The organism is Serratia ureilytica, assembly GCF_017309605.1.
Taxonomy (GTDB): Bacteria; Pseudomonadota; Gammaproteobacteria; order Enterobacterales; family Enterobacteriaceae; genus Serratia; species Serratia ureilytica.
In genome coordinates this window covers 181,703-194,506 of the sequence record NZ_CP071320.1, presented here as the reverse complement: position 1 = coordinate 194,506, position 12,804 = coordinate 181,703, and the positions used below count along the sequence as shown (strand labels likewise).

Genomic DNA, 12,804 nt, shown 5'->3' with positions numbered 1-12,804 from the left:
AACGACCGGCGCGCGAACGCCGGCGATGGGCCGTCACCGTTTGCTCCGGCGCGGCGCCACGGCTTTTTAAGGAGTCACCCATGCCAGATATTCGCTTCACGCTGTTCGACAGCGATAACTTCTACCAGCAGGGGCTGCGTCTGCTGCTGCAGGACTATCTGCACTCCCTGAACGAATGCCACCGCCGGTACCCGCAGTTCTCGCCGCTGGCGCTGCAGGCGTTGGATAACATCGAAATCGTGTTCCGCACGCCGGAAGAGCGCTGGGGCTGCGCCTGTTGTTATCAAAGCCCTCACGGCGTTCCGCGCCAGCGGCAGCTGACCCTGCTGATCCTCGACGACGCGACCCAGCAACAGGTGAAAAACCTGCCGCCGCTGTTCAGCATCCATCGGCGCGATTCGGCCTACGCCATTCGCCTCAAGCTGCAGATGGCGTTGGAAAAGTTCATCCTGCATCCGTGGGTGGCGCTGCACGCCGCCGGCCAGTGGAAATGCCAGGCTTGCCGCATCGCCGCGCTCAGCCACTGCGAGAAAAAGGTGCTGGGTTTGATGAGCAGCGGCATGTCCGCCTGCAGCATCGCCGGCCTGCTGCAGCGCAGCCAGAAAACCATCAGCGCCCATAAGCGTTCGGCGATGCGCAAGCTCAACGTGCGTAAAAACAGCGAGCTGAATAAGGTGCTGCTGAATCAGCGCGGGCTGAGTTGACTGACAACGGACTCGCGAGTGCCGACAGAGTGGTTTACTCTGAATACTCATTTTTGCACTGCACAGCGAGCCGGAATGCATGCCCAGAACAGCCCAAGTCGTTGACGTCCCCGCCCTCGGCGAGATTGACCGCCAGGCGGGGCAGCTAAGCCACCAACTGGCGCAGGCACTGCGCCGGGCCATCCACAAAGGCGATCTGAAAGCGGGCGATCTGCTGCCTTCGACGCGCCGGCTGTCGGCGGCGCTGAATCTGGCGCGCGGCACGGTATTGGAGGCGTTTGCTCAGCTGACGGCGGAAGGCTTTCTTGAACCGCAGCCCGGCTCCGGCACCCGGGTCGCCCACTATCAGGCGCCGCGCCGCACGCCACACGCCACGGTGCAAACCGCTCCGGCCACAGCCGTGCCGCTTTCTTCACAGGCGCAGCATCTGGCGCGTTTTGCCGCCCAGGTGCGGGCGCTGCCGTCGGTGCCATTCACCGTGTCGGTCCCGATCGGCGATACCGCGCCCGACGATATCTGGCGGCGGCTCGGCAACCGCATCCGGGCGCGCGGCCCCGGCGCCCCATCCGGCTATGGCGATCCGTTGGGCGCCCTGCCGCTGCGCGAAGCCATCTGCGATTATGTGCGCCGTTCCCGCTCGGTAAACTGCACGCCGCAGCAAATCCTCATCACCGCCGGCACCCAGCAGGGACTGTATCTGGCCGCGCAGATCCTGTTGGACGCCGGCGACAGCGCCTGGGTCGAGGACCCCGCCTACGCCGGCATCACCGCCCTTTTTAACAGCCTGTTTCGCGATCGACACATGATCAGAGTGCCTGTCGCCGACGACGGCATCGACGTCGCCGCCGGCGTGCGCCTGGCCGCCGACGCCCGAGCCGCTTTTGTCACGCCGTCTCATCAATATCCGCTGGGCATGCCGATGAGCATGGCGAAAAGAAGCGCCCTGCTGGCCTGGGCCAGAGAACGGCAGGCCTGGATCGTGGAAGACGATTACGACAGCGAGATGCGCTACGCCGGCCACCCGTTCCCTTCGCTGCAAGGGTTGGCGCCCGAGCGGACGCTCTATCTCGGCACCTTCAGCAAGGTGCTGTTCCCTTCGCTGCGATTGGGTTACGCCATCGTGCCGCCGCCGCTGGTCGACGCCTTTTGCGGCGCCCGGATCCTGATGGATCGTCACCCGCCCAGCGCAGATCAACACGTACTGGCCGCCTTTATCGCCGAAGGGTATCTCGACCGGCATATCCGCAAAATGCGCGGCGTCTACGCCGAGAAACGCCGGGTGCTGATCGAGGCGATCAACGCGCGCATCCCGGCCGAATTGGGGAGGGTGCAGCCCTGCGATCAGGGCATGCACATGGTGCTGTGGCTGAGGAAAGATCTCGACGACGTGCAGGTCGCCCAGCAGGCCAACGAAGCCGGATTGGCGCTGCGGGCGGTATCGCCGATGTATGCGCCCGGCCACGGTGAGCCGGGTCTGGTGCTGGGGTTGGGCGGTTACGATGACCGCCAGGTGCAGCAGGCGGTAGAACGACTCGGCGAGGTGATCCGCACCTGCGCCCGCAACGGGGCCTAGCGAGAAAAGCGCTTGGCGCCGAACACGCAAACCACCACGCCGGCCATCACGGCGATCATCATCGGCTGGACGGTTTCCTGCAGCAGCCAGCCCGCCAGCGCCAGGCCGAAGAACGGCTGCAGCAGCTGCAATTGCCCGACGGCGGCGATGCCGCCCTGCGCCAGGCCGCGATACCAGAAGATAAAGCCGATCCACATGCTGAACACCGAGACGTAAGCCAGCGACAGCCAGGCGGCGCCGCTGACGACGGGCCAAGCGGCCGGCGCCGCCCACCATGCGGCCGCCAGCGTCAACGGCAACGCCGCCACCAGCGCCCAGGAGATCACCTGCCAGCCGCCGATCCGGCGCGACAGCACCGCGCCTTCGGCATAACCCAAACCGCACAGCAGCACCGCGCCGACCATCAGCGCATCTCCCTGCCAGGCGCCGCCGCTCCCCTGGCTCAGCGCGAACGCCCCCACCAGCGCGGCGCCAATGCCCGAAAAAGCCCAAAAAGCGGGCTTGGGGCGCTCACCGCCGCGCAAGACGCCAAAACCGGCGGTCGCCAGCGGCAGCAGGCCGATATACACCAGCGAATGCGCCGAGGTGGTGTGCTGCAGCGCCAGCGCCGTCAGCAGCGGAAAACCGATGACCACGCCGAGCGCTACAAACAGCAACGGCGGCAAATCGGCCCGCGTCGGCCGCGCCTGGCGAGTGATCCGCAGCGCGCACAGGGCCAGCAAAGCGGCGATCGCCGCCCTGATCGCCGTCAGAAACAGCGGATCGAGCTCCAGCACCGCCACCCGGGTGGCGGGCAACGAGCCGCTGAAGATAATCATGCCGAGGAAACCGTTCATCCAGCCCTGAGCCGAATGCCCGACGGCGGGATGAGCAGGGGTAACAACAAGCGTTTTTTCAGACTGACTGTCCATCATGCGAATGCTCCGCACGCCTGAGGCATACCGAAATCGGCAACCCGCGAGGCGAGGTCATAGTGAAAGAGAACATCGTTCCCCGGCGTCGCTTGCCGGGGCTGCGTTCTATTTTTCAGATAAAGCGGTTCACAGACAGGTCCAGATAGCGAGATTTTCACTGTGCCGGTTGCCAAAGCGCGCCGCTAACGCCAGAGAAGGGCGTTTTTCGGGCTGTCCTTGGCCGTTTGACGGCACTGCCTGCGGGGTATCATGGACTTTTATGCGTTTTTGCAGAACAGGACAAGGTGCGGTGCCGTGGTGAAACCCTTCTTACGCAGTGGCAGTTTGGATGATGTGCTCGCTTTAGGCGAGAACGGGCAACCGATCTACGCCTGCGCGCAGCAGCTGCGGGAAACCCTGCGTCTTCGCCGGCAGCCGCAGGCCGCCGACTGTCTGGCGATCCCCCAGCCGAACGAAAGCGGCACCCGCATCGACTGGTATGCGCCCTTCCCGGGCAAGGTCACCTCCTGGCTGGCGGCCAGCGACGCCCAGCGCGCGCAGGCGGTGCGCCACCTGGAACACTGTCTGGCGACCTTCCGCAGCCTGACGGAGCAGACCCAGGCGACCGCTCATCCCAGCCACCGCCTGTTCGGCGCGCTGCTGGCCAAAGCGATGCATATTCCCGATCCCAACCACGTCTACTTGGTAGACGACCGACCGGTGCTGACCTTTTGGGGCTTTATCAAACCGCAGGCGCAGAGCCCGGACGATCCGTTAGCCTGCCTGCGCCCGCTCGAATCGGAAGTGGAAAAACCGGCGCCGATCGCCGCCGCGCCGCGCAAACCGGCCGTTGTCGAACCGGTAAAACCGCCCCCGGCCGCCGAGCCTGAACCGGTGCCCGCCCCGACGGCGCACGCCGAATCCCCCGCCGTTGTTCGCCCGCGTCGACGCCACGCGCTGTGGTTGTTGCCGGTACTGCTGCTAGGCAGCGCGGCGCTGGCCGCCTGGCTGCACCGCTCACCGCCGCCGCAACCGGCGATGCCGGCTGAGGTGCGCCATCCGGCACCGCCGGAAAAAACCGCCGCGCCGTTGCCTGAGCTGCGCTTGCCGCTGGCGCACGCCACGCTGATGCCGCCGCCCCCGGCGCCGATCATCCCGCAGCCGGCGGACAAAAATGCGCTGGTGCTGCCGCCCGAGGCGGTGAAGGCCGGCTCCACCCGTTTCCTTAACGGCAAATGGCGCGCCACGGTGGCGCTGAAAGATCCGATCACCGGCAAGCGCCCCAGCCTGCAATACCGCCTGAACGCGGGCAAAGGCAGCGCTGTCATCGCCTACGGCGACGGCGTCACCTGCCGGGTGGCGGTCGAGGCCGGGCTGATGCAGTCCGGCAATCTGGTGATCAACAGCCGCACCAAAGCGCGCTGCAGCGACGGCAGCCGCTACCAGATCCCGGAAATCGTCTGCCGCCAGGGCGAGACCGGGACCGCGGAATGCACCGGCCGCTACGATGCGGACACCACCTATCCCATGACGTTCAAGCGCGAGAGTAAATGATGCTGGCACCCCTTACGGACTACAAACACGGCATTACGCTGATTCAGGACAGCGGCATTCAGTTTATGGACTTTGCCCTGACCCCGCGGCTGGACGCCGAGTTTCCCGGCAAATTCGTGCGCAAGACCGCCAGCGGCCCGCTGTTGCGCCTGCAATGGGAGGCCGAGAGCGGCAAATATCAGCTGCCGGCCGAGGGCGGGCAAGCCGCCGAAGTGGTGCGGCCGGAGTTCAGCTACCCGCTGCAGCAGTCGCTGCGCCTGCTGGATAAGCTCTGGCTGCCGTTGCCGTTCTTGCGCTATACCGCCTCGGGGATATTTTTGTCGGGCCCGGATAACTGGGCTCGCCTGCAGGTGGTGCAACTGGATGAACCGGATCAGGACGGCAACCTGCTGCGGGTGGTGCTGGCCTTCGATACCCGCGCCGCCGTGCCCGGCCAGGAAGCGCTGGCGCCGGGCGAGAGCGATCTCGGCGCCGATCTGAGCTTCGCGCTGGCGCACCGTAACCACGAACTGGGCGAGTTCCTCGATCTTACCTGGGTGGATGGCTGGCTGTGCGAGGCGTTCAGCCAGCGCGCCGCCGAGCGGGAACAGCGCGCCGAGGCGGAGATCAACGCCGGGCTGAAAACCTTCGAGTATCAGGCGCACTACCTCAACCTGTTGCACATGCTCGGCCATCAGCTGACGGTGCCGCAGATAAAAATGGCGGCGGCGACGCTGCAACAGCCGGCGATCGACGTCGATCTGGTGCTGGACGTCGGCAATTCTCACACCTGCGGCGTGCTGGTCGAAGACCATCCGGAAGAGAGCAACGGCCTGAAGCAAACCTATGAGCTGCAGCTGCGTTCGCTGTCCGAACCGCACTGCGTCTACAACGAACTGTTCGAGAGCCGGGTGGAGTTTTCTCGGGCCGCGTTCGGCAAGCCGCATCTGTCCTTCCAGAGCGGACGCGACGACGCCTTCCAATGGCCGTCCATCACCCGCATCGGCCGTGAAGCCGCGCAATTGGCGCAGCGACGCGAAGGGCATGAAGGCACCACCGGCATCTCCAGCCCGCGCCGCTATCTGTGGGACGAAGAGCGCTATGCGCCCGGCTGGCGCTTCAACGAGCGGCACGAGCCGATGGCCGCCGCCGCGCCGTTGACCACCTTGATCAACGACGAGGGCGTGCCGCTGTCCGCCTTGCCGACGGCCGAACGGCTGCCGGTGTTCGCCGCCCATTACAGCCGCAGCGCGGTGATGAGCCTGATGCTGAGCGAGCTGTTGGCGCAGGCGCTGATGCAGATCAACAGCATCGCCCAGCGCAGCCGCATGCCGAACGCCGCCGCCCCGCGCCGTTTACGCGCCATCATCCTGACGCTGCCGTCGGCGATGCCGAAGCCGGAGCGGGAGATCTTCCGCCGCCGCATGCAGGAAGCGATCGGGCTGGTGTGGAAAGCCCTCGGCTGGCACCCGCAGGATGCGCCGTTCGACGGCGCGCACACTCGCTTCCCGGCGCCGCAGGTGCAGATCGAGTGGGACGAAGCCACCTGCGGCCAGATGGTCTATCTGTACAACGAAACCCAGGTGAACTTCGCCGGCCGCACCGACGCCTTCTTCGCCGCCATGGCGCGGCCCGATCGGCCGCTGGCGCCGGGTGAACAGCCCGGAAAAACGCTGCGCATCGCCTCCATCGACATCGGCGGCGGCACCACCGATCTGGCGATCACGCACTACTCGCTCGATGACGGCGTGGGCAACAACATCAAAATCAACCCGCGCCTGCTGTTCCGCGAAGGTTTTAAGGTCGCCGGCGACGACATCCTGCTGGATATCATCCAGCAATTTGTTCTGCCCGCCGTGCAACAGGCTTTCGAGGCCGCCGGCGTGAACGCCGCCGCGGCGCTGATGGACAAACTGTTCGGCAACGAAGGGCGCATGGACGGGCTTTCCACCCTGCGTCAACAGGCCGCGCTGCAGATCTTCATGCCCGCCGGACGCGCGCTGCTCGCCGCCTATGAGCAGTACGATCCGCTGGACAGCCGCGCGGAAATCGCCGCCGGCCTCGGCGATCTGCTGCCGCAGCGGCCGACGCCGCAGGTGCTGGCGTTTATCAACGGCGAAGTGCAGCGCGAAGCCGACAGCGACGCCTTCGATATCCTGCACACCCCGCTGGTGATCCGTCTGGCCGACCTGCACGCCGCTTTCTTGTCCGATCGCATCGGCATCGGCCGCTGTCTGCGCCTGCTGGCCGAAGTGGTGGCGCTGTACACCTGCGACGTGTTGCTGCTGACCGGCCGCCCGGCGCGCTTCCCCGGCGTGCAGGCGCTGCTGCGCCATCTGCAGCCGCTGCCCGCCAGCCGCATTCTGCCGCTCGAGGGCTACCACACCCGCAGCTGGTACCCATTCAACAAACGCGGCCGCATCGACAACCCGAAATCCACCGCTGCCGTGGGCGCCATGCTGTGCCTGCTGGCGATCGATCTGCGGCTGGAGAGCTTTTACTTCAACGTCGGCGATTTCCAGCCCTACTCCACCATTCGCTATCTGGGCATGCTGGACGGCAACAACATGCTGGCGGACGATAACGTCTATTACCGCGACATCGATCTGGATCGCGCCGATTTCGCGCTCGATCCCGCCGGCAGCTTCCAGCTGCGCGGCCCGCTGCGTCTGGGCTTCCGCCAGCTGGACAACGAACGCTGGCCGGCCTCGCCGCTCTATACGCTGACCATCAATGACGCCCAGCTGGCGCGCAAGCTGGCCGGCGACGCGGTGATCGGCCTGCGGCTGGCCATCACCGCCAGCGCCGAGCAGGGCGCCGAGAGCGTCAAGATCGCCCAGGCGCTGCTGGCCGACGGCAGCCCCGTCCCGGCGCACCACCTGCAACTGAAACTCAATACCCTGGCTGCCAGCGCCTCCGGTGCGACCCACTACTGGATAGACAGCGGGAGCATTTACCCACGATGAACACGCAAACCCTCGCCCCAGCGGCTCCGAATAACGCGCTCAGCGCCGGCATTTTGCAGGCGATCGACTGGGTGGACGCCGCACGCCGTCACTCCGCCCGCCTGGAGCGGGAAGCCGATCGGCTGATACAGCGTTTGCGGCGTTGCCATAACCGCGCCGCACTGTTGGAAAACACACAGTCTGCGCAGGTCGCCATCGGTTTATATGGCCACAACGCCGCCGCCAAAGCCCATCTGTTGGCGGCGCTGGCGCCCGGCGCGAAGCGCTTCGACGCGGACCTTTCGCTCGCGGTGCGCTACTGCACGGCGGCCGAGGCGGGGCCCGCCGATTATCCGATCGCCCTCGCCTTGCTCGATGAAGCGCAGTGGTTGGCCATGACGATTGACGCCGCCGCGATGAGCGGCTTCCGCCCGGACTGGGACGCCCGCGCCATCGCCGACCACCTGCAAGCGCTGACGCGCCACCGACAGGCGGTCGCCATCGATGGCCTCGACGGCAATGCCGTACTGGCGCTGTGGGACAGCCTGCGCCGCCACGGCGACAAAGAGCAATCCACGCTCGACAGGCACTTCTGGCCGCAGGCGGTGACGCTGGCGCCGCAGTTGAGCATCGATGACCGCGCGCGCCTGTTTGCGCCGCTGTGGGGAGAGGAAGCGACGCTGACGGCGCGTTACCGCCAGCTGGCGCACGCGTTGCAGGCGCTCGACGGCAGCAGACGGGTTCATGCCCCGCGCCGTGCGTTGGCGCTGCTGACCGCAAGCGCCGCACCGGAAAACGCCACGATCGCCGTCATGACCGAAAACGGCGATGAACGGGAGATCGCACTGAGCGATCTGGCCTGGCTGACCGCAGAATTGACCACCCTGCTGCCGCAGACGACGCAGGCAGGCTTGCCCGCCGACGTGGCGCTGATCGACCTGCCCGGCAGCCGCATCTGTCCGCAGGCGGAGCCGGCGCAGCGTCTGCAGCAGGCGAAGCGCGCCCATTTACTGGCCCGTTGCGCCGACGGCCTGCACGCCAGCCTGCTGCTGGTGACCGATGCCGCCGCCACGCCGCAGGACACCGCGCGCGTCGGCCAGGCGCTCGCCGATTGGGTCAACCACACCCAGGGGGAAACCCCGGCGCTGCGCCAGCGCCGCAAGCCCGGTTTAATCTGGGCGATCACGCCGTTCGACCTGCGTCAGGAAGGCAAAGCGCGGCCCGACGATGCCGTCCAGCGTCAGGTCGGCGAGCCCGGCGACAGCTGGGCCACGCTGCTGGCGCTGGATGAACAGGACTGCCGCCGGATGGTGAACTACCTGGCTGCACAGGCGCGCCCGGCCCACAAACAAGCGCGCTTGCTCGAACAGCGTGAAGAGTTGCAGCGCGAACTGACGGAAAGCCTGCTCGGCAACTGGCTCTCCGTCTCCGATCCGCACGCGGCGCAGCAACGCGCCCAGCAGCTGTTGCGCGCGTTGCAGGCGCAGGCCGGCCGCCACGGCGAACTGCTGGAACGGTTGCTGCCCCAGCGCGATACGCTGCGCCAGCTTTATCAGCAACAGCAGCATACGACGCCGTCCCAGACGACGCCGACTTCGCCGTTTGGGCTGGATATCGATCTGTTCGGTGCGCAAGACCCTGCGGCGCCCGGCGAGCAGCCCGCATCGCCTTTCGCCGCGCGGATCTTCGCCGACTGGGTCAACCATCTGCGCGCGCTGCCTGACAGCCGCCGGTTGCTGGATCTGCTCGGCGTCGACAGGCCGCACCTCGAACTGCTGGTCGATGCGCTGATCGGCGCCGCCTGCCGCCTGCGGCTCGACGACGAACTGGAGCGCGCGCTGTGCGCCGGGAGCTTGCCGGAACAGGGTGAAGATCGGCAGATCAGCCAGGCGCTGGCGCTACTGGGCGACTTCGTCGCCTGGCTCGGCTTCCAGCGGCGCGACACGGCCACGCGCCCCGAGAGCCGCGTCAATCCCGGCCAGCCGATCTTTACCCCGCCGCCGCAGCCGGCGGTGGACTGGAGTGGCCAGCAGCGGCTAACCCGGCTGGCGCCGACGCCGACCAAGAATACCGCGTTTTATATTTATGACTGGCTGATCGGCCTGCAAACCCTGCTGGCGGAGAATGCCGCGCAGGCGCAGCCCGCGCTGGCAGACGAGCAGCGCGCCGACCTGGCGGCGATCGTCGCGGCCCTGCGCGCTGCGCCGTAGTGGGCGCCATCCGGGCCGGACGCCGCCGCGCGATCAGTGGCAGGCCGGCCCGGCCGACATCACTTCGCGAAAGTGGGTGACCAGCGGGCGCAGGTTGGCCTTGTGCCACACTGCCCACAGCTGCGTGGTGTATTGCATCCAGGGCAGCTCGCGCAGCACCACGCCCTGCGGCGCGTTATGCCGCAGGCTGTGCTGGATCAGCGTCATCCCCAACCCGGCGGCGACCAGCCCCAGCGCCGTCAGCGGCTCGCCCGCTTCCAGCCGAATATCCGGATCGAACCCGGCCTTCACGCAGGCCGCCACGAAATCGTCGCGCGAATGGGCATCCTCTTTGTGGATCACCGAGATCCAGGCCTGATCGGTGAGATCCGCCGGCTGCAGCGTTTCCCTGTCCGCCAGCGGATGCGTCTGCGGCAGGGCCAGCAACATGCGATCGTCCAACACCTGCGTATAGTCCAAATCCTGATCGTCGCGATCCGGCGCCGTATTGACCAGCGCCACGTCCAGGCTACGCTGCCGCAGCCCTTCCAACTGCATGGAAGAAGGCTGGCTGTAAAGCACGATGTGCACATCCGGCCGGGACACCCGCAGCGACCGCAAGGCGTTCGACAAGACGCCGGAGTGCATCGCATTTTCGATATAGCCGATGCACAGCCCACCGTCTTCACCCCGCCCCAGGCGGCGTCCGAGCGATTCGAGCCGGTTGGCGTGCGTCAACAGCGCGCGGGTTTCGGCCAGAAACGTCTGGCCGTCAGCGGTCAGGCGAATGCGCTGCTGATTGCGCTCAAACAGCATCAATCCGAGACGTTCCTCAAGCTGGGAAATCTGCCGGCTCAGCGGCGACTGGGAAATGTGCAGCCGTTCGGCAGCGCGGCCGACGTGCTCCTCTTCCGCCACCGCGACGAAGTATTTCAACTGACGTAAATCGATCATGTGAGACCTCAAAGGACTTAACTTAGACAAATTATGTCCTATCAAGTCACAACTTGCCACGCTATCTTTAGCCTCGTGACGGGGCAGACGCACTGTGCGCCCCCCAATTTCCCTGAAAAGATAACGTATTGAGGACCTGACATGAGCATCAGAAATATTTTACCCGGCAAGATCGGTTTGGGCGGCGCACCGCTCGGCAATATGTTCCGCAACATCCCGCAAGACGACGTGCAAGCCACCGTCAGCGGCGCCTGGGATCTGGGCATCCGCTACTTCGACACCGCGCCGCTCTACGGTTCCGGCCTGTCGGAAATCCGCATGGGTGAAGTGCTGTCGCACTACCCACGCGATGAGTATGTGCTGAGCACCAAAGTGGGCCGCATCATGCTGGACGAAGAAGAAGACACTTCCGCCCGCGATCTGGGCGAGAAAGGCGGTTTGTTCGAACACGGCTTGAAGAACAAAATAGTCAACGACTACTCCGCCGACGCCACGCTGCGTTCCATCGAAGACAGCCTGAAGCGCCTGAAAACCGACCGCCTGGATATCGTCTGGATCCACGATCCGGCCCAGGATTTCTACGGCGACAACTGGATTGAACAGTTCAACATCGCCCGCACCGGCGCTTTCCGCGCGCTGACCCGTCTGCGTGAAGAAGGGGTGATCAAGGCCTGGGGCCTCGGCGTCAACCGCGTCGAGCCTTGCGAACTGGCGCTGGGCCTGAGCGAAACGCAGCCGGACGCCTTCCTGCTGGCCGGCCGTTACAGCCTGCTGGATCATGAACGCGCGCTGCAACGTTTGATGCCGGAAGCCCTGGCGAGCAACGTCGACATCGTCGTCGGCGGCCCTTACAACTCCGGCGTGCTGGCCGGTGGCGAGCACTACGAATACCAGAAAGCATCCCCGGCGGTGCTGGCGAAAGTGGCGCAAATCAAAGCGATCGCCGCTCGCTTCCAGGTCGACGTCAAAGCCGCCGCGCTGCAGTTCTCGCTGGCTAACCCGGCGGTCGCCGCCGTGATCCCCGGTTCGAGCCGCCCTGGCCGCATGGCCGAAGATCTGGCCGCGCTGGACGCCGTTATCCCGGCTGAATTCTGGGCCGAAATGCGCCGTCAGAAACTGGTGGCCGACAACGCGCCGCTGCCGATTCGTTAAGTTTTATGGGGCCGCATGGCCCCATTACCCCCATTAACTCGATGAGATACATGATGAAACTGGATCTTTCAGGCAAAGTCGCCGTCGTCAGCGGCTCCACCTCCGGCATCGGCCTCGGCATCGCGCGCGGGCTCGCCAAAACGGGCGCCACCGTGGTGATCGTCGGCCGTCAGAAAGCCGGGGTCGATAACGCCATCGCCGACATCAGCGCCAACGTGCCCGGCGCGCAGGTGCGCGGCGTGGTCGCGGATCTCGGGACGGAACACGGGGCTGCTACCCTGTTCGCCGCGGAACCGAAAGCCGACGTGCTGATCAACAACCTGGGCATTTTCAACGATAACGACTTCTTTACCGTGCCCGACAGCGAGTGGATGCACTTCTATAACGTCAACGTCCTCTCGGGCGTGCGGCTGGCGCGCCACTATGCGCAGAGCATGACCGAGCAGGGTTGGGGACGCATTATTTTCGTGTCGTCCGAATCCGGCGTCGCCATCCCGGCGGACATGATCAACTACGGCGTCACCAAAAGCGCCAACCTGGCGGTGTCCCACGGCCTGGCGAAACGCCTCGCCGGCACCGGCGTGACGGTCAACGCCATCCTGCCGGGGCCGACCTTTACCGAAGGCCTGCAAGACATGCTGGCGGATGCGGCGGCCAAATCCGGTCGCAGCGCCCGCGATCAGGCCGACGAGTTCGTTAAAACCGAACGCCCAAGCTCCATCATTCAGCGCGCGGCGGACGTCGATGAAGTGGCCAACCTGGCCGTTTACCTCGCGTCTCCGCTGTCTTCGGCCACCACCGGCGCGGCGCTGCGCGTCGACGGCGGCGTCGTAGATACGCTGGCAATGTAACCCTGTACCC

General features: G+C 65.9%; 9 protein-coding genes. 7 read left to right on the top strand and 2 right to left on the bottom strand.

Translation table 11 applies throughout. The features are described 5' to 3' along the window. Nucleotides 1-80 precede the first annotated feature (80 nt). A complete protein-coding gene (locus J0X03_RS00880) occupies nucleotides 81-704 on the top strand; it encodes a LuxR C-terminal-related transcriptional regulator (RefSeq protein WP_033645336.1) in 624 nt (207 codons plus the stop codon). 79 nt (nucleotides 705-783) lie between these two features. Next, nucleotides 784-2,277: a MocR-like pyridoxine biosynthesis transcription factor PdxR gene (gene pdxR / locus J0X03_RS00875; protein WP_160204675.1), complete on the top strand. Its 1,494-nt coding sequence runs from the start codon at nucleotides 784-786 to the stop codon at nucleotides 2,275-2,277. Here the strand turns inward: pdxR and J0X03_RS00870 are convergent. After that, the gene (locus tag J0X03_RS00870) at nucleotides 2,274-3,188 is read right to left on the bottom strand and encodes a DMT family transporter (protein ID WP_033645389.1); all 915 of its coding nucleotides are present in this window, start codon (nucleotides 3,186-3,188) and stop codon (nucleotides 2,274-2,276) included. The two genes, pdxR and J0X03_RS00870, sit on opposite strands and share 4 nt — an antisense overlap. Before the next feature lie 297 nt (nucleotides 3,189-3,485). Between J0X03_RS00870 and J0X03_RS00865 the strand changes: the two genes are divergently transcribed. Genes J0X03_RS00865 through J0X03_RS00855 form a run of 3 tightly spaced genes read left to right on the top strand, consistent with a single transcriptional unit; the run spans nucleotide 3,486 to nucleotide 9,858 of the window. Further along, nucleotides 3,486-4,724 carry an SrfA family protein gene (locus J0X03_RS00865; RefSeq protein ID WP_197806651.1) on the top strand — a complete coding sequence of 413 codons (1,239 nt, stop codon included), beginning with the start codon at nucleotides 3,486-3,488 and terminating at the stop codon, nucleotides 4,722-4,724. After that, nucleotides 4,724-7,669 carry a virulence factor SrfB gene (locus tag J0X03_RS00860; RefSeq protein ID WP_201750834.1) on the top strand — a complete coding sequence of 982 codons (2,946 nt, stop codon included), beginning with the start codon at nucleotides 4,724-4,726 and terminating at the stop codon, nucleotides 7,667-7,669. The genes J0X03_RS00865 and J0X03_RS00860 overlap by 1 nt, the downstream gene beginning before the upstream one ends. Continuing rightward, nucleotides 7,666-9,858: a virulence factor SrfC family protein gene (locus tag J0X03_RS00855; RefSeq protein WP_069100669.1), complete on the top strand. Its 2,193-nt coding sequence runs from the start codon at nucleotides 7,666-7,668 to the stop codon at nucleotides 9,856-9,858. Before J0X03_RS00860 ends, J0X03_RS00855 begins: the two co-directional genes overlap by 4 nt. A 33-nt stretch (nucleotides 9,859-9,891) precedes the next feature. On the opposite strand, the gene J0X03_RS00850 is transcribed toward J0X03_RS00855, so the two are convergent. Then, nucleotides 9,892-10,791, bottom strand: a complete 900-nt coding sequence (locus J0X03_RS00850) for a LysR substrate-binding domain-containing protein (protein WP_033645340.1) — start codon at nucleotides 10,789-10,791, stop codon at nucleotides 9,892-9,894. A gap of 141 nt (nucleotides 10,792-10,932) precedes the next feature. Here J0X03_RS00850 and J0X03_RS00845 point away from each other — a divergent pair, with 141 nt between their 5' ends. Together J0X03_RS00845 and J0X03_RS00840 are read left to right on the top strand one after the other, a co-directional pair. Then, nucleotides 10,933-11,943, top strand: coding sequence for an aldo/keto reductase (locus J0X03_RS00845; RefSeq protein WP_047026514.1), 1,011 nt, complete (start codon nucleotides 10,933-10,935; stop codon nucleotides 11,941-11,943). A 53-nt stretch (nucleotides 11,944-11,996) separates the two neighbouring features. After that, nucleotides 11,997-12,794, top strand: a complete 798-nt coding sequence (locus J0X03_RS00840) for an SDR family NAD(P)-dependent oxidoreductase (protein WP_047573388.1) — start codon at nucleotides 11,997-11,999, stop codon at nucleotides 12,792-12,794. Nucleotides 12,795-12,804: the final 10 nt, after the last annotated feature.